The following is a 26,516-nucleotide window of genomic DNA, read 5'->3' on the forward strand; positions in this document are numbered from 1 at the left end:
GGCCCATCCCACAAGAGTTATTTTTTCTTGTGGGATGGGCCGAAGAGCCCGTCCCATCAATTGAGGAAAAGGATTTTTGCAAGAGGTCTAATATGACCTGAGAAACTGTTTTTTTACTGTTTATTTTCGGCTCATTATGATTGCTTTCATAAGAGATATATCCGCTAACGCTTAGACTGGTAATGACAGGATAAAGCACTTGTTATTTCCGAACTATTTAGATTCGGACGAGAAGACTCAGCCCGTGAGAGTCCGTGCCACAAGTTCCCAGCAAACCATAAGTTTCTGCTAAATCCTTGACTAAAGCAGTTTGTTTGGGACTCGGTTTCCAAGGATTTGGATTACCGTAAGCATAGTAAATTTCTAGACCGTCAATGCCAAAACGGGCTGCTTCTGGGATTAGTTTATCTGCAGTCGATCGATACCTGCAAGGATGTGCGAGAACTGCTAAACCTCCTGCTTCATGAATAGCTTCAATTACCCTGGCTGCTGAATAACAATAAGTGCCTTCAGTGCTTTTACCTCGTAGGTATGGTTGGAGACTGGGATGTTGCGGATCAAAGGCGTAACAGAGAATGTGTACCTCATTGTTGAGCAATTCGGCATTAATTTCAGCGCCTGTCCAGAGACTAGGTGCTTCGCTATTTTTGTCAGGATGGTTTAATTTCCAATTATCCAGCCAAATTTGAGCTTTAACGTAGCCTTCGGTGCTGTGGTGGTCGGTGATAGCTAAGCCTTTGAGACCGCGGGCTATGGCTTGTTCCATCAATTTCTCTGGCTGCAATCGCCCGTCGGAGTAGACTGTGTGCATATGAAAATTATAGGAACCCGGACAGCTATCGGCATCAATTGTCTGAAAGACTTGTTTGAGTGCTGAGATATTCTGGGCTTCTGGTTTGAGGCTAGAACCGGGGAAGGGAGCGAGATTGACAGTCATAAGCGTTATTATAAAAAAAACTAGCTTTGTTTAATATATCGAATAAATTGATATGTTGCACCGATCGCGATAGTTACAATAGCGATTTACCGTGGTGCGGGGGCGGGTTTATGAGATTATTGATTTTAGGCAATTACGATCGGTAAAACCCGCCCCTACAGGTTTGTGGAAAATGCCACAAGATATCAATTCAATCGCACTTTAAACCTGCGGCTGCGGCTGTGGGAAATTCGATCGGCACAAATGTCAGACCAAATTGTTCTCTAGCACACGGAACAATATGCGCCACTCCTTTAGGAGGGTTTTTGCGATTGCCGGTCTTTGAGTCAAACTCAATTATACCCGTGGCTCCCTCGGCTTTAAAATTTGGATCGGCTAAGGTTTGTTGCATTCCTTGGCGGGTTGGTTCTGGCTGCATTTCTAGGGCTTTAATCAGCGTGCGGGCTGCATCGTAGGTTAAAGCCGATCGAGTATTTACCGGGCCTCCCCACAACTTTTCAGTATTTTGAGGAAATTTTTTGTCAAAACTGGTTAAAGGATGCCAGAACACAGATATAGCTAGTTTTTCGACAGACTTTAGCTGTTTGGCAGCTTCTAAAGTTCTCCAATCGTAGAGTCCCCAAGAGGCGACAATCCAATGGCGATCGTTGTTAGCTTTAATCATATCGATCGCATTTGGCTGGGCATTAGTGACTTGACCGTCGGGAATTAAAAGTAACGCTATTTTGCCGGCTTTCTCAAGTTTTTTTATTGCGGCTTCGGCGTTAAAATTATTTTTAGATAAGTCGTAAAACTCTCTAAGCCTGATAGTCGTTCCTCCTTGCGCTTCAAATTGCTTTTTGAATTCTTCCCACAAAGAAGCGCTGAACGGACTGTTGGGATTGTAAAATACTGCAACTTTTTTCTCACCGAGCGAGAGCAGTTGATTTACTAAAGCTTCAGCTTCGATGCTAGTTGTCGGAGCAGTCCGAAAGAAAAATTTTCGAGGTTTTCGCGTCAGTTCTTCGGTGGTACTTCCCGGAGAAAGAGCGACTAATTTATTGCGATCGTAAATATCTACTGTTGCCAAAGTCATCTCGCTGGCATAGTGTCCGATAACTGCTAAAATATCTGGTTGAGCGACTAAAGAATTTGCCCTTTTAATTGCCTCTAACTTGAGATTTGCATCATCGGCAATGATGACTCTGAGACCTTTACCGTTAATAGATTTCGGTTCGATAAATTCTTGACCGGGAAAGTCTTGATTGCGCTCTTTTGCAGCAATCGCGCCTAAATTAACTTCGGTTTGAGCTTGAGCAATGCCGCGCAGCAGTTCTTCTGCTAAATTTGCGTTAGCGATGCTACCGTCGGGATTTCTGAGGATGGGAACAACGATCGCGATCGTGTAATATTCTGCATTTATTGCCTTCAGCAGGGCATTGTTGATATAAATTAAAGTTTCTGGATCTCTGCGGTCTTCTCGCCAGGACTGTTTGAGCAATTTCAAAGCATCAGGATAATTTGAGTCGGCCAACTCACTAATTCCCCTTTGTTTTGACCAAAGGGGCGAGGTTTGCACTAGGAGTTTTTCGCCAGAACTTACACCATCTGGGGAGGGTACAGCCACCGTTTGTGGCGGGGAAATTCTGGGGATTAAAAATGCGATCGCCAATGCAGCGCCCAGTCCCGCAACTCCGAACAGCAGCCAGCGAAAGCCCGATCGCAACTTCCGCGAAGTTTTGGGTACTTGGGGCCCTGCGACGATCGACAAATCCAAGTCTTGCAAAACTTCATCAACCGATTGGTAGCGGTCTTGAAAGTGGAAACGCACCATCTTGGTTAAAATATTTTTAAGCTTGTCGCTAACAGGTTCAGATGTTAAATAATCCCAGACAATTTCACCAGTTTCGGGGTCTTGTGGCAGATTGGTGGGACGCCGCCCGGTGAGGGCTTGAATCGCGATGATTCCTACTGCATAAATATCATTGTAGGGTTGCGGGAGAGACCGCGTATCGTGTTGTTCGGCAGGCATATAACCCCTGGTGCCGATCGCCTGCGAGCTGAATATTTCACCTGTAGAGTTAGAGGTAAAAGTGCCGATTTCTTTGACTGCCCCAAAATCAATTAAAACAATTTGTTGATCTGTTTTACGCCGAATTAAGTTAGAAGGTGTAATATCGCGGTGAATAATATTTTCTTGGTGGACTGATTTTAATATTTCCAGAACTTCTCGCAACAAAGCAACGGTATTTTTCTCATTCCACCGATCGCCCGCAGTGAGTTCTTTACTGAGCTGATGTCCTTTAACGTATTCTTGCACTAAGTAAAAATAATCGTTTTCTTCAAAGCTATCGAATAATTCGGGAATGCGCGAGTTTCTCCCCAGACGGCGCAAAGCGCTAGCCTCCCCTTCAAATCGGTTCCTTGCCCTCTCCAAGACGCGCGGATCGTTCGATGGGGGAAAAGGAATTTCCTTAACAACGCACAGAGGATTATTAGGTGTGTTTATTTGTACAGCCGTGTAGGTTCTAGCAAACCCTCCCTCTCCCAACAAAGCGATAATTTTGTAGCTTTCGTGCAGGATATCCCCTAAGTTGACACACATAAATTTTCCAACACCTCTTTACAGGCTGCGGCTTTTAATGTTGATTATAAGGACTTAAACCAAAAATTAGTCCCTTTTATGGTAAAATCCATTGTAGTGTAGTTGGCGCTTCCACGTCGAAAAACTCTCATAAAGGAAACAACTCCCACCACCATGTTCCCATGCTTCGATAAATGGTGTCGTCGCGAGAGACGATGTTTTTACCCACAAATCCCAAAAAACGGGGCTCACCCTCATCATAGATGACTCAGGTAATGGCGGAAAAGTGGCTCTTTAACTGCAAGAGTTGGCCGACAATATATGGCGTGAAATCGCCCAAAATGATAACTGGGTAGTCTTAGTAACTACACATTTATATGATGTAGTAAAAATTCTCTCATATAAATGTAAGCTTTTAAGCACTTAAACTATGAGCAGAGCTTTACCTTTTAAAGTTAAGACTGTTAATACCGCCGCAGTTGGTAGCAGTGCTAGGAAAAATCATCCCGGTAATTTTAAACGCCGTCTCAAAGAACACTGGATTCCTGATAATGGTTTTAAGCTCGAACGTTTTGGCTTTATTTGATATCAATTCCGGCTGCGCCGGAATGATGATATCAAATCCGCGCTTCATCGTCGGGCGAAAAGTCGAATCAAACTGCCAACAAATAATTCGCGTAATATTCATTCTTTTGACTCACCGTCAACAGTCAACAGTCAACAGTCAACAGTCAACAGTCAACAATATGATTCCTCTACAAAGCCAATAAAAGAGCCGTGTAAATTCCAGCACCAAGGGCAAATGCCCAAAACCGACTTTCTCGTTCTTCTGGCAATTCTTCTTTGAGGACGTTGAGAACAATTCCTCCGGCTAAAAAAGCAAATAAAACTGCGATCGCAGTTTTTCCAATTTCAGTAGCGCTACCCAACACCCACCCCACAATAATAGCTGCTGCTAGTATCCAGCGTCCGATGCGATCGTAAATATGTTTGTGGTGTTCCCGCAAACCAGAGTCGTTCACTGCAAAGTGCAGTGCCATTGCACAAGAAAACAACAGCAGATTGGTAATGCCCGGTTCTTCCCGATGCACCAGCAGATAGCCAATCAGAGCGTTGTAGATTGCAAAAGAGCCTATGTGCAACCAAAAAACACCAGGACTGGTCACATCCTCTTCGCCACGCTGACGAGATAAATTTGCAATTTGCTCCAAGCCGTAAAATACAGTCAATCCTAACAAAGCTATTAAATAAACGTGGTGTTCTAGATAAGAAATAACTCCTGCTTCTACTTGCTCTAATACCGCTTGGTGCAGATTTAATTCCGGTAAAATATGCACAAAAACATAAGCTACCGAAACCCCACCAGCCGCTGAAAGCCAGCCACTGCGAGGAATAGGAGCAAACCGCAACTTGCCGCAAAATAAATGTGTCAGCGCTAAACCAATGGCAATCAGCGCGGTTAAAGCTAAATTATTAGGAGCCGATCGCAAAGCTGCTGTTATTACCATAACTCTGCTCAACAAAATTAATCCTCTCCTAAAACTTTAATGACTTGGTGATACTGCTCTTGGACATCTTTCTGGTCTTGCTCCTGAGAGATTTGTTCGCGGCTACTATTTAAAATCATCTCCGCCTGACGGCGTAAAGCTTCTCGTTGTTTGGAATTGCGGGTATAAGTGGCGATGCAAGCTATAGCTTCCAATAAGCGAATTGTTACCGCCACATCTGATTTACTGTACTGGCGAATTTGGTTAAATGCAGCATCGACTAACCCTTCAAAGGTCACTCCTTCAACAATGACGCGCAAATTATCTTCATCGTCGTAGCGATAGGGCGAGGGAAAATCCCTTTGAGCGAGGCGGGATAATCCGGCGCTGAGTCGATCGATACACCGAATCGCAGTAAATGGATCGTTGATAGCAGGAGAAATCGCACGCAAGGCAATTTCAACTAACTGATCGATTGGAAATTCTACATCTTGATATTCAGTCCGTTCTTTGCCCAGAATAAAAGCATCGTTAATCTGTTGTTTCAAGCTTTGATTCACCCCTTTTTCCGGGAAAACCATCGCTAAATCGCTGCCCCTGACGATAAACTTTCCCGGTCTAGTTTTAAGACGTAGAAGCAGATTGTACTTACGGGCAATTTTCATTAATTCGTTGTCATCGATTGCTTGCAAATAACCCTCGCCAGTGGCTTTGATTGGACTTGCTTCCGAGTCAAAATTGGCAGGAATTTCTCCCAATTGTCCCGAGTTGTTCGCTTTACCTCCTCCGATTTTTCCGGGAAACAGACGATCTAGAGCTTTGTCTAAATCGCCACTAACCTGAGTAATTACATGGGACGCTTGAATAATGGTTGATGCGTGATGGATAAAGTAAATCAGTACCCCGATACTGGCAATTGCCAATCCAGTACCAACTGTAACCGAGAGTTGGGGTACAAAGAGAGTGTATCCTTCTCCTTCTGAATGAATGGTTCGCAGTACGAGTAAACAGTAAATAAACGTGCCAATGAAAGTGCCAAGCACGATTTGATTGCCCGTATCCTGCATAAAATTACGCAGCAATCGGGGGCCAAAATTTGAACTCGCCAACTGAAGCGCCACAATAGTAATGGAAAAAGCTGTAGCAACAACGCTGACCATTGAACTGGCAACCGATGAAAGAACCGCTCGCGCACCATCGGCTCCACCCGTGTAAATCCACCTCCAGTTTGGTATATTACCCGTGCGGTCAAGTGTCAGCATTGCGATCGCTAAAATCATCGACCCCACCGCCATCAACGTTGGGATAAACCAGTAGCTAGAGTGCAGCGAGTCCCAAATTTTGCTTAACTTGACATTTTTCATGAGTTGGGGTGGCGTGAAGATTGTCCGTTGCCATCTTGTTGCGATCGCTGTTCAATTAGTTGTCGCAGAGAACCGCTGATGCTGCGGGGTTTGGGAACTTCGCCATTACCAGCGGGCCATCCTTCCCGTTGACGTTTGCGATCGCCATCCGTCTCTTCGGTTTGGTCGTGAAACAAAATTTGCTGCGTAGGAAAGGGCAAGTCGATGCCATTGGCAGTCAGCTTTTCCTTAATCGCAGAAAGTACCTTGTCCCGCGATCGCAGATCGTCCATTCGTCGCGGCGGAGCAATCCACCATCGAGCGCGGATATTGACGCTACTTCCTGCAAGTTCCATCAGCAGCACGTCAGGAGCAGGGTCATCCAAAACCTCATCCACACTCTGCATGGCTTCCATCATTAACTGCTTGGCTCGGTCAATATCATCGCCGTAGCCGATACCAACGTCGTATTGCATCCGGCGTTTATCAAAGGCGGTATTCACAGTAACAGAATTAATGAACAATTCCGCATTGGGAACTACAATCCGGCGACCATCATAGGTTCGGATTGTTGTAGCGCGAGTTTCAATATTTTCTACGGTTCCCTCAAAGTTTTTAAACACAATCTGGTCATCGATTTGGAACGGTTCCGTCAAAAGAATTAGGATACCAGCTAGGAAGTTTTGTAAGATATCGCGAAAGGCAAAACCAATCGCTACCCCGCTAATTCCCAGCAGTTGCACCAAATCGCCTGCTTTAAATGTGGGAATTATAATCGACAAGGCAATAAACAGACCAACCAGAACAGTAATACCCTGCGCTAACCTTCCCAACACCAGTCCCAAATTCCGGGATTGGCGGTGGTTGCGGGTAAGCCGCCTGACCGCTCTCTTAATTGATCGGCCAACAAAGAAAAAGATTGCAAAAACAATTAACGCTAGTATCATATTAGGCAGCATGACAATGAAGCCATTGATCATGCTCTCAATCTTGTCCCAGACTCCCGATATTTCTGCTGTCATACAACTTCCTCTTGCATCAGTCGTTCTTGATAGTATTAAAATTAGCCATGTCAAACTCTATCTTAAGGCTGTAGATTACTGTAACGTGAGGCTAATTTAGGACTTACACAGCCACAGTAAATATTGGGGATGGTTCGTTACGCAGAAAGCTAACGCACCAACAAATTTTTTCAAGTGGATATCGAAGCCACATCTTGACCGTTGAGTTTTTGTGCGATCGCATCCAGCACCCTCTGTTCTGCTTCGGAAACCTCTCCCTTACTTTCGGCAATGCGACGGCATTGAGCTAATAGCGGTACTGCAAAGTCGGGGTTAAGTTGCTCTAACAATGCACCCAATGGTTTGGGGGACTTGATGTTAGCAGCAATCCTTTTGAGAGAATCGGCATTTAATTGCAATGCCTTCAATTCCGGCAGAATATCTTCCCAGTTTTTGTTGGGATAACTTGCCAAAATCATGTGAACCATAATTTGATCCATGCCTGCTTGCTGGGCGATCGCAACATCGAGATATTTCTCGCTTTGTTGCTGAATCGCTTGCAGCGTTTCGGTGCCAGGTTCTTCAGTCTCTTCCCTCACTTTGGCTTCGTAAAACTGGCGCGCCGCATATCCCAGCGCGTACAGCATCGTAGCATTCGTACTCGCACCAATCATCGCGCCAGCCAGCGGTACGTTGCGTAAAAAGCCCAAACCAGCTCTCATTGCGTTGCTACCGCCTAGCGCTAACCCAAAAATTGCCAAAACCTCGCCTTTTCGGGCTGGATTTTGCAAATCCATCCCATAAGCGGCGGCAATTTCATAAACCATTTCGGTTTGAATCGCAGTAGTCGCGGCTAAATCGATCGCCAGCAGTGCAGCCGCGACACCGGGTAAAATGCTGCTAGCAAATCCGACACCACCGGCGTGGATCGCTTTTTCCACCATAATGCGATGAGCAATTTCGCTGGGTTCTTCATTGGGATACTTTTGTTGGAGTTCCTTGACTTGAGCTTCGGCTTTGGCTAAGTCGATGCGATCGCTGAGTCCAACTAACCAATCAAGCCTGAGTACCCCTGCTGCTTGTTTAACCAAGGGAAGATTGCCAACATAAGTTACCGCCTCTCCGGTTCCTTGCGTCGCTTGTCCAATCCATCGATAAGTTTGTTTAGCAGCAGCTTCCCCCCAATTAATTGCTGTGTCAACAACCGCTTTGCCTGTATTCAGTGCAGATTCTGTTGTCTCGGCAATGAAATTTAACAAACCAGACTTTTGCTGTGAATTAGTTTCTTTTTTTGGCTTTGATTGGTGATCCATCACTGTTTTTTCAATTAACTACAATACGCCAGGTTTTCAGTTTGGAAGTAGCCTCTCAGAGGCACTGTAATCGGCATCCAACCATCCGTTCTTAAACTTTCAATCTCACTCTTCGTCCATTCGCGACGACTCCAACGCTTTCCCATCAGTGGAAGGTACTTGATGTACGTTAATTCCTTTTTGGGCTGCAACTTGGCTGCTGTTAGTAGGAGGCGGGGCGGTGGCGACTTCACACGCTCCGAGAAAACCACCATATACGCAGCCTTGTATCGGGGCTGTAATTGCTATCCAGCGATTCTCACCAAGACTTTGAATCGTCACATTTCCTGCGGAATCAATGATGCCAATCGCTTCGCTGTTAGCCGTCGGTTGTCGCCGAACATTAAGACCATTCCTCGCAATAACCGGGCGACAGTTTTCTGAAGCTTGCGCTAGTAGATATTCACCTTGAATCTGTGTTTGATTTGTATCAGCGGCGAACGAGGGAGCAACTAAAACTGTTGCCGTTAACAAGTTCGATCTTGTTAACGTTGTATATTTTTGCCAGCTCCTCTGCTGTTGCATCGCTTTATCTTCTTTTAAATCTCTATGCCCAAACCTTATAAAAGGTTTTTAGCTCGTTCATCTGTCTTCCCCCTTGGAGACCCCCACGCTCACCTGTACTCAGGGAGCGTGGTGGGAGTCCAAGGGGGGCAAGGTTTATGCTGCATACGAATAACCATCCTTTCTGTGAATAATTGAACAATATTTGTGGCTAACCCCTGACACCAATTCTGATGCGGCAATATTAAATGAACCACTCGTTCTAACGGCAACACGCCCAACATATTTACCAACTTTCTTGCCAGAAGTAACGATTGCTTTGACAATATCTCCAGTTTGAAAACCTTTAACAAACTTAAGCCGGGGAACATAGCGACATGGAAATCCAAACTTATCGGTACGACACATTTGGCGCGTCCCATGCCCAGTAGCTTTAATTAACAACGGTTTGCTTGTTAAAATTTCCAACGATTCAACTTTCCCTACACAAGCTGCATCTAGCCAGTGAGTTTTAGCTAAGTTTAATCGAGTGCGATTGAACTTTGTTAAGCCACCACTGCCAGTAGAAACAGGCAAACCAATCATGCTAAGCCGATTAAATAATGCCCAACGAGTTGAATTGACTGCTGTCGCATCTTTTAAAGAACGCTTTGATTGAGACAAAACCCGTTTTAAAACCTCTGGCTTTTTAGACAGGAATTGCTCTATATTTTGAGTTCCTTTCTTGATATTGCACTTTTCACAAGCAAGGCAAAGATTAGAAATGCGATTAGAACCACCCTTAGCTTTGGGATGAATATGTTCGACTTGTAATGGTGTATTTGTAATACCACAGTAAGCACACTTTCTCTCCCACTTGTTGAGCAAATATTCCCGAACCTCGTAGCCACACAAAACGCCTTGTTGGTACTCAATTCCAGAAATTTCCGGGTTTTCTAATTGTTGTAAGTCAAACCGCACCAGTTCTTGAACAATAGAAACAATGGGGGCAACTTTCATCAATTTAGTCACCCATGTTATAGTTGTTTCAACGCGATGTTGCAAACTTGGGGCTAGCCAACCTTTAAGGCGAGTTCTATTTAGGAATCTAGCTGGACGATAACGAGTATGGCGATTTCTCCGGACTCTACGTAATGAACGACGAGATTCAAGGCTGGCTTTAATAGCTTGACCTCGGTGAGTCAGTTCTGCGCCAAAGATTACTTTTTCTCCTTGCAGTAATGCGAACCCAGTGGTTTGAGAGCCAGGGTCTATTTTGAGAGTGATTGGTTTTTGGGTTGCTGTTACCTCTACCTTGAGAATTAGTGTGAATGGATACCTTTTAAAAACAGCAGCTTTGCCATTAGTTAGCAATTTACGGGCCATTCCTGGGTGGATTGGATTGAGCGGTCGTTTTTGGGTATCTAGTACAAAAACAAAGTTAGACATTTTAAGTCCTCCCTTTCGGGGTAATGTTAGCTTCGTCAATGTTTAAGGTCGGTAACTATCTTAAAAGCACTGGCTTAACCCTTACACCTGTTTAACTTTTAAGTTCTAGAGCAGAGAACTAGCAACGCATTCTCTGGTAGGTCTTTAACACTTGCCTTAAACGTAGTGATTTAACACCTAGACTGGTCAACTTGGCAATTTCTGTGCCCCCACTATATCGGTACTCCGATTAGTGGTGGGTGGTTGACCGCTAATCAAGCATAAACGCGAGGTTTGCGAGCGCCAACAGCACCACCCACCATTGCCGCTGCCAAACTCAGCAAAGAGCCAAGTAGAAATGACCAAGTAGCTTTAGCTGTATTACCAGCTATATCGCGAACTTGATTTGGGCCTACATTCTGCGCTTGATTCGGTATATTAACGCCGCCCTGTTGTTGTACTTGATTGGCAATTTCTCCAGCATTAGCAGCCGCAGCGCCAACAGCACCCGATATCCCGCTTCCTAATAACCAAGCACTAAGTGCTAATGTAGCTCCCCAAAGAATTGCTGCATTCAAAAATGCTGTTTTCTTGGTCATCGGGCCGCAGCTTTGAGCCATCACCCAACCGCCCAAAAATAGGGAAATTAGCAAACTGATAATCGACCAAATTACGACCCCAATACCAACGGAACCTGCATCCGCGCCTGTTGCACCTGCGGTTAATCCGATCGCCATTCCCAAAGCGCTTAAAAGTAGTTGAGTACCCAGAGCGATCGCAATTCCTGCCAAAATTGGCCCCCACCTCACTTGGTCGTGGTAATCCACCAGCGGATTGACGATTGTAGGCTCAGTGAGTTCACTGCCCGATCGATCTGGATAAGTCATAAAAGATTAACCCCTGCGTTACGTCATTTTTTTTCTTGAAGGTAATTTAATTTTACTTAATCATCATTACCAGAATATCTACCGATGGGCATAATATTTTTAAGTTAAAAATTCTAAATATCAAAAGTAGTAACTTCGCTCATAAAATGGAAATTTCCTTTAAAAAAAAACCAGCAGCTCGTTTATAGATGCCCTTAACTTTGTAGGATATCCCCTAGTTAAGGTGATCATAAAACCTAATAAATCCTTGTGAGAGTTGCTGGCAGAAACGTTGTAGGTTGGCTCCACCCAACCTACGAATCATTAGATAAATTTACCCCTTTGAGTACAGGAAATCTAAATTCATCTACCTAAAGATAGAAAAATATAAAAAAATATCGCTATCTTGATGATTTTCACTTTGCTGAATCATTCATAAGAAGGAAGTATTAGAACTGATATCTATCTAAAGTAGGTACACAAGTGGATGTAGATAGTACAGGAAACAACAATGTTACTTTACAAAATTGAGGATTTTAATCCCAACTACCGCCAAGCAGCTTTTGATGACGACGATATCAAAGGGGCGGAGGTGTATGCCGGAAATACCGATGATAAAATTGGCACGATCGATACTGTGCTAGTAGATGAGACAGGACGTTTCCGCTATTTTGTGGTAGAGACTGGTTCTTGGATTTTTGGCAAAAAAGTTTTACTTCCCATTGCTCTTTGTCGGATTGATTTTAAGGGGAGGCGCGTTTACGCTACAGGTTTGCAGAGTAAAGACCAAGTAGAAAAACTACCCAGGTATGAGCATGGGACGGCAGTTGATTACGATTATGAAGAACAAGTGCGGGGTATTTATCGTACTTCAACAGTAGAAGCGTCTGTACCAGTAGAAGCATCATTACCTTTAGAAGGGCCTGTTCCAGTTTCGAGAACGTATTCTGTCTCGCCTCAAGCTCGTAAAGCTGCTTATGACCGGGATACCTATACTTACGAGCGAGAACCCGAATTGTATCAGATGAACGAACAGGATCATCAAAAACTCAAACTGTACGAAGAACGATTAGTTGCAGATAAAACCCGTCGCAAAACAGGCGAGGTAATAATTGGCAAACAAGTTGAAACCAAAACGGTACAACTGGAAGTTCCTGTAGAAAAAGAGCGAGTTGTGATTGAGCACACAACTCCTGAATATGCAGGGAGTCGAGTAACTCCAGATACCGCCTTCAAGCAAGAAGAAATGGCACATTTTGAAATCTACGAAGAAACTGTCGATATCAAAAAGCAAGCGTTCGTGCGCGAGGAGGTGCAAGTCAGAAAAGAAGTTGAGCAAGATACGGTTGAGGCAACAGACACAGTACGTCGCGAAGAGTTAGATGTAAAAAAAACAGAATCGGATTCGGAGGGTAAAAAAAGTAATCCGCTTTAACTCAGCCAAAGAGTATCGTTAAAAATGCAAAAATCAGGAGGAAATTTATTATGTCTACTCGCAGGCATTTACCGTCAATCAGCGTAGCCTTTTTAGCTTTAGCCGTTAGTGTCAGTGGCACTGGTTTTGTGCTAAGTTCCCAGCAAGTTGCTGCTCAACAAGCTAAATCGAAATTTCCTGATGTACCGCCGAATTACTGGGCGCGTCCGTTTATTGATTCCTTAGCTGAAAAAGAGATTGTTACCGGATATGTAAACGGAACTTTTAGACCAAAACAGGTTGTGGATCGGGATGAATTTTCGGCGATGATCCACCAAGCTTTTAATCGAGCAAGCGTTAGAAAGATACCGAGTGGAAGTTACTTTAAGGATGTGCCTAAAAACTATTGGGCCGAAACTCCGATTCAAGAAGCTTATGAAACGGGATTTATGAATGATTTTCCTGGAAAGGAGTTTCGTCCCAAGCAGCCCTTGACTAAGGCACAAGCATTAGTTGTGTTAATGAGGGGTTTAAATATGGATTACAATCCCCCTGTTGTCAAAACTGATCCAGCGGCTGTAACTGCAGCCAAGCCAACTCCAGTAAATAAACGTCGAATTGCTAGGAACCGTTTGGCATTTCCCCTCGCAGCGACTGTTTTGATGCAGCCGTTATTACCTGTAGTGGCAAGGCTGCAGCCTGCGGCTGCGCCCGCACCTAAACCGGCTAAGGCTGTTCCACCAACAACGACAAAAGCTGCAACTGCGCCTACTAAAAATTCGGCATTAGATTTTCTCAATTCGTACTATAAAGATGCGGGGAAACTTCCTAAATATGCGGTTGAGCCAGTGGCAGCAGCGACAAAGGCAAAGATAGTGGTCAACTATCCAGATCCCACAGTTCTTAATCCGAACGAGTTGCTCAGTCGGGGTAGTGCTACTGCCCTAATTCATCAAGCTTTGGTCAATCAAGGTCAGATAGAACCGCTTCCAGACAAGAATACTGCTAAGTACATTCCTACGAGCCCACGTCGCTAGTTTTCCCATCAACTTTAACTTGTTTACGCCTGGATTCGATTGACTCGAAACCAGCGATAGCCGTAGGCTTCTAAGGGAATAGAGGGCGAGTCGGCATCGAGAGATTCATAGAGACGATCGCCAAATAAATCGAACAGATTGCTGTATTCGTTAGATTTGAGCGTAGCGGTACAAGGCTTGTCGGCTAGATTGTGGACAGCAATCACCGTCCTGCCTTTCCAGTCGCAGCAGTGGGCTAACACCGAGGGAGAGTCGGTTTCCAGAATTTGCCACTTGCCCCTACCCAACTCAGGACATTGCTTGCGGATGCTGATTGCACGTTCCATCCAGTTAATTAATGAGGCAGGATCGCGCTGCGCTGCGGTGACATTGACTTGTTTGTAACCATATTCTCCGTGGGCGATCGCAGGTCTGGCAAGGGCATCAGTTGCAGCCGTCGAGAAGCCACCATTCGCGGCATCTGACCATTGCATCACCGTCCGCACGCTGTCTCGACCTTCCAGCGAAAGGTCATCGCCCATGCCAATTTCTTCGCCATAGCGCAGCATGGGTGTACCAGGCAGGGTGAAAAGCAAGCTGTAGACCAGTTCAATCCGGCGGCGAGATCCTCCCATCATCGGTGGTAAGCGACGACGAATCCCACGCCCGAAAATTTGCATAGTTTTCTCAGGGGCAAACGCTGCAAAAATTTCCTCTCGTTCCGATGAAGTAATGCGGTCTAGCGTCAGTTCATCATGATGGCGCACAAAATTAAGCCACTGACAAATATCAGGAATATCCGGTAAGATTTTTAGTCCATCGCGCAATGCTGTGGATTCTTGACGCGCCAGTGCCAAAAACAGATGCTGGTTCAGCAAAAAGTTGAACAGGATGTGCATTCTGTCGCCCTTATCAAAGTAGATAGAAATTTGCTCGCGATCGACATTTGCTTCTGCCAGCAACACTGCATCACCCCGACGCGATGACACAAAATCTCTCATTTCTTCCAAGAAACCTCGCAGGCTTTCGGGGTCTGCACCTTCGATGCCAATTCCTTTAATTAAAAAGGGAACAGCATCAATGCGAAATCCAGACACGCCCAGTTCTAGCCAGAAACCCATAATTTTGCAGATTTCTTCTCGTACCGCCGGATTGCCAATATTCAAATCTGGCTGTTCTTTGTAGAAGTGATGCAAATAGTAAGCTTTTGCTTGTTCGTCGTACTCCCAAATACTCTCCTCAGCATCGGGAAACACCAGCAATTCTGGATCTGTTTTGGGTGGATTTTCTGACCACACGTAGTAATTGCGATACTTGGAGTTTTTATCGCTTTTGGATGCCACAAACCAAGGATGCTGATGGGACGTATGATTTACTACTAGATCGATCAGCACGCGAATGCCTCGTTCCTTTGCTTGGTGCATGAACTCGACAAAATCTCCCAGGGTTCCCAGTCGCGGATCAATGTTGTAGTAATCCATCACGTCGTAACCATTGTCGCGGTTAGGGGAAGGATAAAACGGCAGCAACCACAAACAAGTAATTCCTAGCGCGGATAAATAGTCTAGGCGGTTGATAAGTCCTTGAAAGTCGCCGACACCATCGCCGTCCGAGTCCATGAAGGTTTCAACATCGAGGGAGTAGACAATTGCGTTTTTATACCAGAGGTCTTTCATTGCAGTAAATTTCCTAATAGAGAAACTGTGTAACATGGCTGTGTTAATAAACACGGCAACAGGGCTATTTAGCAAGCTGAATGCCACGGGTATAGCTCATCTTTCGGAATACGAACCTAAGTTTTGTTTGTCCCGATTCAAAATCTATCAATCTAAAAATAGATGAAATATCTCTCAATATAATAAATGAATTACGAAAAAAAAACGGTTGATTAGGCTAACTACCATTAGCAGGAGCGATCGCTACCAATTTCAGATTAGATGTTCATCCCAATAGCCACCTTGCTTAGCTTGTAGCTGCACTGTCTTCGCTCTCTTTCGCCAAGACAGTGCTTTCGCCACCAACCTTAGTTAAATCTAAATCGGTCAGGCCTTGTCAATCCTAACGACATAGGAGTGGTGTTTGCCTTTAGCGATCGCCAATGCTGCCAACTAATCTTCTACCCAATTGAGTAACCCAAGAGAAGTAACAGCTCCAAAAAAGTGAGCGCCAATCAAATTGACGTTTGCCATCGTCACAAAAATATCTAGGGAACGAATCACATTTTCTGGCGCATAAGCTGCCATCGCTTGGGGCTGACTAAGAGTTTTCGCTAGGACTACAGCAACTGTTTCTTCAGAAGCAACAAACGCGATTAATACCCCCACCAAACTAGAAACTAATCCAATCCGTAAGGTGTGAGTAATATGTTCTTTGCTGGGATATACCTGGGAATTTTCGGCGTGCAAAAGTCGGCCTAAAAGCCTATAGCGAAAATCCCAAAAAATTCTAAAGCACAGCAATAACAGACCAATTATTGCTAAAAATACCCCGAAACCAATACCTGCATTATTGGCTTGTTCGCTCATGTTGCGACCCAACATAGCAAATAATAAAACAATGCCGGAAACAGCACCCAAGAATAACTGTATCCAGAAGCTAAATCTGCTGAACAAGCGAAAAGTTGCGACGAATTCGCTTTGGGTCAGCGGTTGCGACAAGGATTCTGGTTGATTCATTATATACACCTTATTGCTGAATTTATCATCAAAAGAAACGAGGCAAGAAAAAGGTTCTGCTTGTGTTCATGGGGCAAGCGATCGCCTTGTGGTTAGCTATTAGACTTCTCCCGAAAACTTCGTTAAGGGCAGGCAGGATGCCTAACCCCTACTCCCCGCAGTAGTTATGACAGAGGCCTATTGGTTACTGAGGAATCGCGGAGGGATATACCCCTGTAGCAACTAGCACAGGTTTGTTGGTATACTCGGCTTCTAGCTTCTGCTTCAATGTCAAATCCCATTGCAGATCGTAGTCCCGCTCAAGTTCAGCGAGGACAAACGAACGCAACTCGCCGGTTACGGCAACCTTCTCACCTTCTTGCACGGTTGGTTTTGGAACTGTGTGTATCACTAACAAGTCTTGTCCGCCAATTAATTTGTCTTCATCCAAAGTGAACGAGTTTGGACTTCTGAGGCTTTCGACTTCACCGCTGACCGCCAGTGTCTTGCCGTAGTATTTTTGGGGGTTTGAGGTGAGTTCACCCGGTGTGGGGGCTAGCGCCATCGATTGTGCAACGATCGCAGGTTTACTTTCGTACTCGGCGTACAAGTTTGACTCTAAGCCTAATTTGTACTCGCGCTCAATATCTGCAAGGACAAAATTGCGAACTGTTCCCGTTACTTGAACTTCTTGACCTGATTCAGCCGGCAGCACAAAAGGCTTGCCGGTGGCATTGACAACCAAAATCGGTTCGCTGCCAAAAAAGTCCTTATCGCTAACTGTAAAGGTCGATGGCCCCAATTTCTTGACTGGTTCGCTTCTGACGGTCACAGTTTTGCCAATTAGTTGTGCTGTGTTATCAACCACATTCTCGGTTGTCGTGGGAATCGAACCGGTTGGTGCAGGTGCAGGTGCAGGTGCCGTTGCTTCCCGCTGTGGGGTAGTACAAGCCGGAAGCAGGATAGTTGCTAGTGCGAGTGCGATCGCTCCTCCCTTAGCATTCGAGAGCTTTTGAGTGTAATTGTTCAAACGATTATTAACCATTGAAAAACCTCCAAAATTTTTTCTGTTTATTTTGTTGATGAAGCTACAGAATTTGTGTTCAAAACCCGGTCTTTTTATAGCCTAATTCAAAAACACTTGACCGTCAGGTTGAATTCTTAAAACCCCTTGATTGCTATCAAAGTTACTCGTTTCATCTCTGGAAACTGCTACCATCCCTGTTTGAGAACTAGACATGGGTTTAACTTTCAGCAGCCCTCCATCTTCGCGCACCATTGTGACAGTCAAAGGCGTTGGTAGATTTTGCAGAACAATTTCTGCTTTACCTGCTAGCATTCGGGATTCAGTATGCCCGATTTTGGGCGGGCAAATAGTCGCGAGTCACCGCTCAATTTTGAAACAGTACCAATGTTTCTTCACTGGTGCGATCGCCTCTACTAGAACTGAGATTAACCTCGTATCGGGTTCCTGGTAGAGAAATGGTCGGCTTAAAAGCAAAACTGAATTTACCTTGTTCATCCGCCCGAATTGTGCGTTCGAGGATATTTCGTTCAACTCCAAACAAACCTGCCACAGAAGAGGTAGCCTGAACGTTGACATTAACTGTCGCATTTGGGGCGCTGCGTCCTTCCACTTCCACCGTCCCGCTGACGCGAGCATTTTCTTGGGGAGTGATAATTTCTAGCGGGATTTCGGCAGTGTTGGAACTGCCATCATCGCCAGCAATTAGCTCTCGATCTAAACGGGAACGAATAACTTGATTTCCCGACTGCAAACTAGCAGTAACCGCCGCACCTGCAGGGGGGAAATAATCTTGGCTGCGGATCGTATATTCCCCTGTGTAAACGCCGTTGGATTCTTCCCGCATGGGAATGTTATTAGCAACTCCTTCAATGGAGAAATTAGCTGTAGCGTTGGGAGTGCCGAGCAATTTGAAATTGAGCGTGGTTCCCGGAGCTAACTGCTGTACTGGTTGAGCAATGAAGCGGTTAATAGACAAAGATTGAAAGCCGCGATCGTTATAACCAGCAACTAGAGGTTGTTGCAAGCGGGTGCTACTGATGCGATCGCCTTGTTGCAAATTTGCCCGCACAACTGTATTTTCGGAAATTCGATCGCCCTCGCGAATCACGTAGCTTCCCTCGTAAACTCCCGGTTGAACCTCCCGCATCGGCAGATTTTGCACTGCATTGGGGATAGTCAAGGTAGCTCTCGAATACGGGGCTCCTCGCAGCACGAAAAATAGTTCAGTTCCTGGCTCTAATCGCTGTACTGGATACGCGGTAAAACTGTCTATCTCCGAGCCGACTACTCTTCGTTGAGCTACTTGGATAGATGGTTTGGGACTAGCTTGAGCAATTTCCGGTAAATAAAGGGTTGAACCCAACAGAACCAGTCCAATTGCCGTTGAAAATGATTTTATTTTCATAAAATCCTCCTTAATCAAAACAACCAACCTCTTGCAGTAATAATGTGAAAATTTAAATTAATTATTAAAATTTTACTTTTGCTAAGGGTCGATTGTCTGTGTTCTAGGTTCTACATTCTTTCAAAATGTTGCTTATGTATCTATTTAACCTCAACTCTCCAAGGCTTGCCATCTGTCGGAGGCAATAAGAAAATATCTATCTGATGAAAGATGTTTGAAGAAAAAATGAGAAATTTGCGAGTTAAGTGCGATCGCTGGCACTATTGGCCATAGATGCTTGATTAGATGCTTGATTCCCAACTGCCGCACTGGGGCGCATCCATTCTTGCAACGTCCATAAGCTAGTTAGGGCAGCTATTGCAGCTCCCACACTATCCATAATCAAATCAACAATCGTATCATTCAGACTCTCAATCACTTCGGTTGAGAGAACAATACCAGCCGTCCATTCGGCAACTTCCCACAAAGCCCCAATCGCAATCCCAAAACTGGTTATTGTTAGCAAGTACAGCATTTTATGGTTACGAAAAATAGTCAGCATTGAACTGTATGCTAAAAAACTCAATGCTAAAGTCACGGCAAAAGTCGTGAAAGCATGAACAATTTCATCATAAGGTCCCGGTTGGTAAAACAGTCCGAAAACCCAGCCTCCGGCGTTGAGTAAGGCAGCAAGCACAAACAGGAAATCAAACAGCGTTGGCAAGCTATCTTCCATCACCACAAACGCCAGGGATGCTACTAAGAATAAGGCTAACCCCAAGGCATTTTGCCATTTTCCCTGACTCAGAGCAGCTATTACTGCTATTGTTAATAACGCCTGTCCTACCCAAGCTGCAACTCGATAGCCACGCCAGTTTGTAGTCATCATCACTCTCCTCCTATCTTAAGATCGCACATCCCCGACTTCTTAGAGAAATCGGGGTTCTCCATGCCCTTGATATAGTTTATTGGAGTGCAATTTCTAGAGGTCATCTTGAGCAACTTGGGCATGGTTTAAGGCAGCAACTAAGGTAACTCCGCCTAAAATATTACCAATTAGGGTAGGTATCATGAATTTGCCAAAATATTCTGGCCACGAAACAGCTTTAATTGCCACTGCATAGAAAACTTCCACCGATCCGGCAATAATATGAGGAAATTCACCTAGCCCAACCAGGGAAGTGATGATAATAATTACCCACAGTTGGGAAGACTCAGCGGCGGGGAGAAGCCAGACCATTAAAGCAATTAACCAACCAGCAAAGATTGCCCGCAATAAAGTTATCCAAAATCCTCCATCGATAACTCTTAAACCTATTTCGCCAAACGCTGTTTGAAATTCAGGCGGGAAGACTCCAACCTGTGCAACTATTGAGGCAAATATGAATGCACCTAACAAATTGCTTGCTAACACGATTCCCCATAATCGCAGCACTCGCATAAAAACTTTGGGTCTGCGATCGTTTAACAAAGGCAGAATGACAGTCAGGGTATTTTCAGTGAACAACTGCTGACGCCCCATCACCACGATGACAAAGCCGATACTGTACCCAAGGCTGACAATGATGGAACTCCAAGATTGCTGGGGTAAATTTGCTTGGAGTACACCTTGAGCCACCAGGGAAAATCCCATAGATAGTCCTGCGGCTAATCCAGACCAAGCTAGGGCTGAAACTGGACGGCACAACTCACTTTCACCCTCAATCCTAATCGTTTCGTGAATGATTAAGGCAGTGGGACGGATGCGCTCAATGATCTCTTCACGATCGCGATCGCTTAGTTCCAACTTTTGTTGACCCAGCAATTCTATTGCTTGGCTTGCTCGATCGCTATTTTGTGTCATCTCGCTCTTGTTAAATTATATGAACTTCGTAGTTCTCAGCATACAAACTAAACAATAGCGACGCGCCTAACCTGAGAATGAACTTTGGGTTTTTCTAAAAAGTCTCTGTAGAGAAAAAATAGCCGTGCAGCATCTATCTTAAGTTTGGTGATTTTAAAATTGAATGTAAAAGCAATATATCTTAAGTAATATATTTGGCTATTTGCTTTAATTTTGCACAATCATTGCCCGACATAGGTGTAGGGTAAAAATGTAAGAGTGGCAGTCTTAGGAGGTATCTTTGTACAAAATTAATTCCTTGAGTACAAGAAAACCTAACCCATTCAAAAATTCAACCACGAACGCGATTGTGGATACTTCTAGCTGGTTCTCTCGCTGTAATTGGGAAGGAAAAGTCCTCTCTCAAACTTGAGAACCTAGTCAAGCCTGAGTGCGATCGCATTCGTTGTGGACATTGCCGTTTTTTTGGGACTAGCAGCAGTTTTTTTGGCTTGGCGCGTACCATCATTTGCAATTGGCCAATACCTGCTGTGAGTTTTACGTTGCCACAATCATGCAAGTGGCTTTGGCATTCAGTTCAATCTAACGTTTTTGCTGGCGATCGTAGTTGTCTTTGGTTTAATCTCACATCTTGCAGCATTCTCAAGAACGGGCATCTTGCCCGTTCCACAAAGAGTAGATTTTCTTGTGGAACAGGCATCTTGCCTGTTCCTAAAAGGCTAATTGAGAATGGTGCAAGATATAAGTTTAATCGGACTTTGGGTAAAAGCCAGCAGCAAGCGTCGTTTTAACAAGCTGTGAAGCACCGGAATATGAAAATCCACAATTTCAACCTCACCATAAATCGTGGGTAAATCGATCGGTGTTGACCAGTTACTAATCGAGTAATAACAAACAATGAATAGAGATAGCAATCGCAGTTCTTCTGCACAAATAACTAACCAACAGGGTGAAAATACAAATCAACAAATCCCGCAGCCACCAGAGGGTTGGGATCGCTTTAAATGGTTGGGGCCGAGTTTTTTATGGATGCTTTCGGCTGCTGGTTCTGGTGAGTTACTATTTACACCTCGAATTGCAGCACTTTACGGCTACTCGCTGTTGTGGGCGCTGCTAGCCGCTGTTATCCTCAAGTGGTTTATCAACAACGAAGTCGGGCGGTTTTCGGTTTGTACGGGCGCAACGATTTTAGAAGGTTTTAAGCAAATTCCTGGGCCAAAAAATTGGACGATTTGGCTGATTTTATTGCCGCAGGTGATAGTAGCAATTTCCACGGTTGCCGGACTTGCAGGTGCCGCCGCTACAGCACTGATTCTAGTAACAGGAGGAACAGTTAAACTTTGGACGGTGATTATTATCGCTGTGACGGCAGCAATTGTGTTCATGGGGCAGTATAAAGTTGTTGAAAAAATTTCCTCAATTATCGGCATCGGCCGCACGTTGGCAGTGGTAGCCGCGGCGATTTTTGTTTTTCCCAACCTTCGACAATTCGCAGCGGGTTTAGTGCCTCAAATTCCCCAAAACGTGCAATATCAAGAAATCCTACCTTGGCTAGGTTTTATGCTAGCAGGGGCAGCAGGATTGATGTGGTATTCCTATTGGGTGGAAGCCAGAGGATACGGTGCTGCTTCCCTCAAACAAGAACAACCCCTTGATTTTAATCAAATCGGCCACGAACAAGTAAAAAGGTTGCAGGGTTGGGTGACTTTAATGAGTTTATCCAACACCTTAGCAGTCGTGGGTGCGCTGTTAGCGGCACTCGCTTTTTTGATTCTCGGTGGCGAGTTGTTGCGTCCCCAAGGATTAGTGCCAAAAGAACAACAAGTAGCAGAAATTTTGGGTAGTTTGCTAGGCGACCTTTGGGGGCCATTTGGCTTTTGGTTTATGGTGGCAATTGTTTTTATTACTTTTGGTAGCACCACGCTTTCAGTCCAAGATGGCTTTGGGCGGATGTTTGCCGATGGCACGCAAATTTTACTGCAAGGATTTGGCGTGCAGGGTCGTTGGACGAATGAAAAATTTTTGCAGCGATTTTATATTATAGTGCTGTTAGCTGCGTTACCCATTGCGATTTATCTGATTTTCGGCGAACCCGTTTCCTTGCTACAAATGGCTGGAGGCATTGAAGCAGCTCACATTCCCATTGTGACTGGATTAACGCTTTATGTGAATCATCGAATGCTGCCCAAGGAATTGCGACCCTCGAAGTTTATCTGGGGTGGAACGGTAATTGCAGGGATATTTTTTGCCGGCTTTGCAGTTATCTATCTTTTACAACTGACCGGGATAAGTGGAACGAGTGGAGGAGGAAGTTAAACAGGGTTTTTATAGTGGCGCTAGCAGGTGAACGTGCCATAATTTCGCAAAAATAATAGTTACATTTGTCTGGCGATAACTGGCTAACTGTTACAGATACAAACTCCTCCTCAACAGCAATCGGAATTGAATTGTTAGATATTGCAATCGACCACAATCAAACATCTCCGATTCACTTTACTTTTTTCTGGACTATTTCCCAAAATTGGGAAAATCGCAACTATCAAGTTGCTGTTGTTAGTTAACCTTCACTTTCAAATTGTTATGACTCTCGCAACCAAACCTTTATCTAACTATATCGCCGTCGTGTTTGACTTCGACGATACCCTTGTCCCGGATACCGTCGATAGTCTGTTAGAAAGCCTCAATATTGATGCCCTCGCCTTTCGTCGCGATCGAATTCAACCTTTAATTGATAGCGGTTGGGACAATATTCTAGCCAGATTTTACGCACTTATCGAGGAATCTAAGCGTCAAGGGAACAAAATAACCCAGCAATATATAGCCAATTTTGGGAAAAAATTAGCGCCCTTTGATGGCGTTGCGGAAATGTTCGCTCGCCTACGCCAAAGCGCTTATGCAATCAACCCCAAAGTGGAAGTTGAATTTTATCTAATTAGCTGCGGTATGGTGGAAATTGCCCGTAATAATTGCATCGCCCCCAAGTTTAAGGCGATGTGGGGTTGCGAGTTCCATTATGGTAAAGAAGGCGAGATTGAGTTTGTCAAAAAAATTGTAACTCACACGGAAAAAACTCGCTATTTGTTTCAACTTGCCAAAGGCGTTGACAACTCTCCAAAAGACGATGGCACGACATTTGTTTATCGGGATGTTCCGGCGGAAGAATTGCACATCCCGCTAACGCAAGTCATTTATGTGGGTGATGGGGCATCAGATATTCCTTGTTTTTCGCTTTTGAATGAACAACAGGGAATAACGATTGGGGTTTATAAAGATACTACCGCACAAGAGTGGAGTCAGGAAATAGAAATTAGCCAAAGTCAGCGGCTGATGAATTTGGCTTCTGCAGAGTACAGTGAGGATTCGGAATTGATGCGATCGCTCACTCTCGCTGTAGAAAGTTTAGCCAAAAAAATCTCCCTGCTCCAGTTAAGTGTGGGTGAATAGAGAGGCTTTTGTTGTGGGTTTAGGAAAGTGGATCGGTTTTTTGGCTTTGGTAGCCTCCCTCTATATTTTGTGGACAATTAGAACGATTGTTTTACTGTTTTTTACCGCCGTAATTATAGCGATCGCTCTCAACCGTTTAGTGCGAAGATTGCAGCAGTCGGGTGCGAAGCGGGGAGTGGCGATCGCCTTAGCAATTGCGATTCTAGTCACAGCGAGCGCTGTCTTGCTAACTCTCATCGTAACGCGCCTGAGCAATCAATTTCAAGAGTTGTCCCAACTCGTCCCGCTAGGAATAGAACAACTGCGAGTTTGGTTCTATTGGTTGCAAGCAAGATTACCCGGACCAATTTTTGATAACCTTCCGAGTATTGACGATTTAACCCAAGAAATTAAAACGCTTTTTCGGTGGACAAGTTCGCATATTTATCTGTTGTTTTCCAACTATCTCAGCTTGATTCTCAATACCTTATTAATTACCATTTTGACAATCATGCTTCTGGTAAATCCGATGCCATACCGCCACGCAGCTATCAGCCTTTTTCCGGCTTTTTACCGTCAGCGAGCCGATGAAATTCTCTCAAAATGCGAAGAGGGTTTAATGGGTTGGTTGGCCGGCGTTGCATTAAGCATGAGTTTTATTGGTATTACGAGCATTATTGGTTTGTTGGTTTTGCAAGTTCCCCTGCCTTTTGTGAACGGCGTTCTCGCATTCATATTAGCCTTAATTCCCTATATGGGCGCAATTTTAAGCGTAATTCCACCGTTGCTGCTGGCTTTATTAGATTCGCCTTCAAAAGCAGGCGCGGTGTTGTTGCTTTATTTCCTAATTCAACAAGTTGAAGGCAACTTAGTCACACCTATCATTATGGAAAAGCAGGTATCTCTGCTTCCCGCTTACACCTTAGCTCTTTTGACAGCATTCGGATTTTTCTTTGGCTTTTTGGGATTATTTTTAGGGCTACCAATTCTAATTGTTATTCAAATTTGGGTTAAAGAAGTTTTAATCAAAGATATACTAGACCCCTGGCAAACTGCTCCATCAGGGAAGCCATTTAATAACCCATAAAGCTATATTTGTCAAGCCCACTTAATGTGAATTTTATCACTCAATCAACCGATGACACTCCCGCTCAAGACAGATGACAAAAATTTCTCAACAAGGTAATTTTAACTTAATAAATAATAACATAAATTATCTGTTTAAGAACTCAGTTAACTGGAAAGGAATGCACCATTGCCTATGGCAGCAGTCGTGAACAACTAAATTGTCAAAAAATATGAAACCGCACAACTTACCCACCGACAGCATTAAACACTCAATTGGACAGGCAACTTCTCATGTCTGGTTTGAGCGACTGGCAAGATTGGGATATGCTTCCAAAGGCTTAGTTTACTTTATTGTCGGTTTTTTAGCAGCACAAGCAGCCTTTAGTATGGGCGGCAGGACAACCGATACTAGCGGTGCATTATCAGAAATTGTTAACCAACCCTTCGGTAAATTTCTGCTATTTCTTGTAACGATTGGCATTATTGGTTATGCCCTTTGGCGTATCGTTCAGACAATTCTCGACCCAGAACACCAAGGAGACAAATTGGATGCCAAGCGAATTGCCCAACGCATTGGCTACGGCTTAAGTGCTTTAGGATACGCAGGTTTGGCTTTAACGGCTGTAAAACTGATAATGGGTTCGGGCGGTGGTAAGAGCAATACAACCGAAGATTTGACAGCCCAAATTTTAGCGCAACCGTTTGGACAATGGCTGGTAGGATTGGCAGGATCAATTGTTATTGGCGTAGGATTTTCTTATTTCTACGAAGCATATAAAGCCAAATTTCGCCGCCATTTCAAGCTAGATGAAATGAGCCAAACCGAGCAAACTTGGGCGATACGGTTGGGTCGATTCGGAATTGCGGCCCGTGGGATTGTTTTCGTTATAATCGGTATTTTCTTAATTCAAGCAGCCAAGCTATCAGATGCCAGTCAAACGAAGGGATTGGGCGAGGTGTTGGCAATTCTGGGACAACAGCCTTTTAGTCCAGTGATTTTGGGTCTAGTACCTTTGGGTTTAATTGCCTATGGCATCTACTCGGTAATTCAAGCTCGCTATCGGAAAATTTTGCGATCGTAAGCTTGCCCGTTATGCAGAAAGTTATGAATTTTGAGTACAACAATTTTTTTGAATTAAAAACTTATCTAACTCAAAACTCATAACTTTTACAAGGCTTCCTGATTAAATCACCTGCTTTTAAGTCTGGATATTTTAACTCAAAACT

Annotated in this window: 26 protein-coding genes and 1 pseudogene; 9 read left to right on the forward strand and 18 right to left on the reverse strand. The window is 44.4% G+C overall.

Annotated elements, in window-relative coordinates:
• The 3 genes from QUB35_RS24880 to QUB35_RS24890 all read right to left on the reverse strand — a co-directional run.
• Positions 1 to 199 (reverse strand): hypothetical protein (locus tag QUB35_RS24880; protein ID WP_333144348.1); only part of this gene is annotated, 199 nt, incomplete at its 3' end.
• A gap of 18 nt (positions 200 to 217) precedes the next feature.
• Positions 218 to 937, reverse strand: coding sequence for a PHP domain-containing protein (locus tag QUB35_RS24885; protein ID WP_333144349.1), 720 nt, complete (start codon positions 935 to 937; stop codon positions 218 to 220).
• A 190-nt stretch (positions 938 to 1,127) separates the two neighbouring features.
• A complete protein-coding gene (locus tag QUB35_RS24890; protein ID WP_333144350.1) occupies positions 1,128 to 3,521 on the reverse strand; it encodes a bifunctional serine/threonine-protein kinase/ABC transporter substrate-binding protein in 2,394 nt (797 codons plus the stop codon).
• 129 nt (positions 3,522 to 3,650) lie between these two features.
• Here QUB35_RS24890 and QUB35_RS39245 point away from each other — a divergent pair.
• From QUB35_RS39245 to QUB35_RS24900, 3 genes and pseudogenes are all read left to right on the forward strand, one after another.
• Positions 3,651 to 3,897: pseudogene (locus QUB35_RS39245) on the forward strand (hypothetical protein); the annotation flags it as partial.
• A gap of 33 nt (positions 3,898 to 3,930) precedes the next feature.
• Complete coding sequence (locus tag QUB35_RS24895; RefSeq protein WP_333144351.1) at positions 3,931 to 4,086, forward strand: hypothetical protein; 156 nt, start codon at positions 3,931 to 3,933, stop codon at positions 4,084 to 4,086.
• Positions 4,052 to 4,270, forward strand: a complete 219-nt coding sequence (locus QUB35_RS24900) for a hypothetical protein (protein WP_333144352.1) — start codon at positions 4,052 to 4,054, stop codon at positions 4,268 to 4,270. Before QUB35_RS24895 ends, QUB35_RS24900 begins: the two co-directional genes overlap by 35 nt.
• Here QUB35_RS24900 and QUB35_RS24905 read toward each other — a convergent pair.
• The 7 genes from QUB35_RS24905 to QUB35_RS24935 all read right to left on the reverse strand — a co-directional run bounded on the left by QUB35_RS24905 (position 4,256) and on the right by QUB35_RS24935 (position 11,481).
• Positions 4,256 to 5,023: a hypothetical protein gene (locus tag QUB35_RS24905; protein WP_333144353.1), complete on the reverse strand. Its 768-nt coding sequence runs from the start codon at positions 5,021 to 5,023 to the stop codon at positions 4,256 to 4,258. The genes QUB35_RS24900 and QUB35_RS24905 overlap by 15 nt on opposite strands.
• A gap of 2 nt (positions 5,024 to 5,025) precedes the next feature.
• Positions 5,026 to 6,351: a DUF2254 domain-containing protein gene (locus QUB35_RS24910; RefSeq protein WP_333144354.1), complete on the reverse strand. Its 1,326-nt coding sequence runs from the start codon at positions 6,349 to 6,351 to the stop codon at positions 5,026 to 5,028.
• On the reverse strand, positions 6,348 to 7,352 hold the full coding sequence (locus QUB35_RS24915) for a mechanosensitive ion channel family protein (protein ID WP_333144355.1): 1,005 nt from the start codon (positions 7,350 to 7,352) through the stop codon (positions 6,348 to 6,350). Before QUB35_RS24915 ends, QUB35_RS24910 begins: the two co-directional genes overlap by 4 nt.
• A gap of 170 nt (positions 7,353 to 7,522) precedes the next feature.
• Positions 7,523 to 8,644, reverse strand: coding sequence for an EcsC family protein (locus tag QUB35_RS24920; RefSeq protein ID WP_333144356.1), 1,122 nt, complete (start codon positions 8,642 to 8,644; stop codon positions 7,523 to 7,525).
• 105 nt (positions 8,645 to 8,749) lie between these two features.
• Positions 8,750 to 9,208, reverse strand: a complete 459-nt coding sequence (locus QUB35_RS24925; protein ID WP_333144357.1) for a hypothetical protein — start codon at positions 9,206 to 9,208, stop codon at positions 8,750 to 8,752.
• A 135-nt stretch (positions 9,209 to 9,343) separates the two neighbouring features.
• Positions 9,344 to 10,615, reverse strand: coding sequence for an RNA-guided endonuclease IscB (gene iscB / locus QUB35_RS24930; protein ID WP_333144358.1), 1,272 nt, complete (start codon positions 10,613 to 10,615; stop codon positions 9,344 to 9,346).
• A gap of 254 nt (positions 10,616 to 10,869) precedes the next feature.
• The gene (locus QUB35_RS24935) at positions 10,870 to 11,481 is read right to left on the reverse strand and encodes a hypothetical protein (protein ID WP_333144359.1); all 612 of its coding nucleotides are present in this window, start codon (positions 11,479 to 11,481) and stop codon (positions 10,870 to 10,872) included.
• 490 nt (positions 11,482 to 11,971) lie between these two features.
• Between QUB35_RS24935 and QUB35_RS24940 the strand changes: the two genes are divergently transcribed.
• Both QUB35_RS24940 and QUB35_RS24945 read left to right on the forward strand, forming a co-directional pair.
• Positions 11,972 to 12,895, forward strand: a complete 924-nt coding sequence (locus tag QUB35_RS24940; protein WP_333144360.1) for a DUF2382 domain-containing protein — start codon at positions 11,972 to 11,974, stop codon at positions 12,893 to 12,895.
• A gap of 50 nt (positions 12,896 to 12,945) precedes the next feature.
• The gene (locus QUB35_RS24945; RefSeq protein WP_333144361.1) at positions 12,946 to 13,911 is read left to right on the forward strand and encodes an S-layer homology domain-containing protein; all 966 of its coding nucleotides are present in this window, start codon (positions 12,946 to 12,948) and stop codon (positions 13,909 to 13,911) included.
• A gap of 23 nt (positions 13,912 to 13,934) precedes the next feature.
• Here the strand turns inward: QUB35_RS24945 and QUB35_RS24950 are convergent, their stop codons facing one another.
• From QUB35_RS24950 to QUB35_RS24985, 8 genes are all read right to left on the reverse strand, one after another.
• Positions 13,935 to 15,566: an alpha-amylase family protein gene (locus tag QUB35_RS24950; RefSeq protein WP_333144362.1), complete on the reverse strand. Its 1,632-nt coding sequence runs from the start codon at positions 15,564 to 15,566 to the stop codon at positions 13,935 to 13,937.
• Positions 15,567 to 15,998: 432 nt separating this feature from the next.
• A complete protein-coding gene (locus tag QUB35_RS24955) occupies positions 15,999 to 16,565 on the reverse strand; it encodes a DUF3611 family protein (RefSeq protein WP_333144363.1) in 567 nt (188 codons plus the stop codon).
• Between the two features lie 184 nt (positions 16,566 to 16,749).
• On the reverse strand, positions 16,750 to 17,589 hold the full coding sequence (locus QUB35_RS24960; protein ID WP_333144364.1) for a hypothetical protein: 840 nt from the start codon (positions 17,587 to 17,589) through the stop codon (positions 16,750 to 16,752).
• Positions 17,590 to 17,670: 81 nt separating this feature from the next.
• Positions 17,671 to 17,883, reverse strand: a complete 213-nt coding sequence (locus QUB35_RS24965; protein WP_333144365.1) for a hypothetical protein — start codon at positions 17,881 to 17,883, stop codon at positions 17,671 to 17,673.
• 52 nt (positions 17,884 to 17,935) lie between these two features.
• Complete coding sequence (locus tag QUB35_RS24970) at positions 17,936 to 18,976, reverse strand: hypothetical protein (RefSeq protein ID WP_333144366.1); 1,041 nt, start codon at positions 18,974 to 18,976, stop codon at positions 17,936 to 17,938.
• A gap of 241 nt (positions 18,977 to 19,217) precedes the next feature.
• Positions 19,218 to 19,841: a hypothetical protein gene (locus QUB35_RS24975; protein ID WP_333144367.1), complete on the reverse strand. Its 624-nt coding sequence runs from the start codon at positions 19,839 to 19,841 to the stop codon at positions 19,218 to 19,220.
• 96 nt (positions 19,842 to 19,937) lie between these two features.
• Entirely contained in the window at positions 19,938 to 20,798 is an 861-nt protein-coding gene (locus tag QUB35_RS24980) for a formate/nitrite transporter family protein (protein WP_333144368.1), read from the reverse strand.
• A gap of 577 nt (positions 20,799 to 21,375) precedes the next feature.
• Complete coding sequence (locus QUB35_RS24985) at positions 21,376 to 21,498, reverse strand: hypothetical protein (RefSeq protein WP_333144369.1); 123 nt, start codon at positions 21,496 to 21,498, stop codon at positions 21,376 to 21,378.
• Between the two features lie 197 nt (positions 21,499 to 21,695).
• On the opposite strand from QUB35_RS24985, the gene QUB35_RS24990 reads away from it, so the two are divergent.
• From QUB35_RS24990 to QUB35_RS25005, 4 genes are all read left to right on the forward strand, one after another.
• Positions 21,696 to 23,114 (forward strand): Nramp family divalent metal transporter, encoded by a 1,419-nt coding sequence (locus tag QUB35_RS24990; RefSeq protein WP_333144370.1) that lies wholly within the window; start codon positions 21,696 to 21,698, stop codon positions 23,112 to 23,114.
• 264 nt (positions 23,115 to 23,378) lie between these two features.
• Positions 23,379 to 24,242, forward strand: coding sequence for an HAD hydrolase-like protein (locus tag QUB35_RS24995; RefSeq protein ID WP_333144371.1), 864 nt, complete (start codon positions 23,379 to 23,381; stop codon positions 24,240 to 24,242).
• A 13-nt stretch (positions 24,243 to 24,255) separates the two neighbouring features.
• Positions 24,256 to 25,308 carry an AI-2E family transporter gene (locus tag QUB35_RS25000; RefSeq protein WP_333144372.1) on the forward strand — a complete coding sequence of 351 codons (1,053 nt, stop codon included), beginning with the start codon at positions 24,256 to 24,258 and terminating at the stop codon, positions 25,306 to 25,308.
• A 211-nt stretch (positions 25,309 to 25,519) separates the two neighbouring features.
• Entirely contained in the window at positions 25,520 to 26,371 is an 852-nt protein-coding gene (locus tag QUB35_RS25005) for a DUF1206 domain-containing protein (protein WP_333144373.1), read from the forward strand.
• Positions 26,372 to 26,516: the final 145 nt, after the last annotated feature.

The sequence above is a fragment of the Microcoleus sp. B13-B6 genome, from assembly GCF_036705405.1.
Classification (GTDB): Bacteria; Cyanobacteriota; Cyanobacteriia; order Cyanobacteriales; family Microcoleaceae; genus Microcoleus.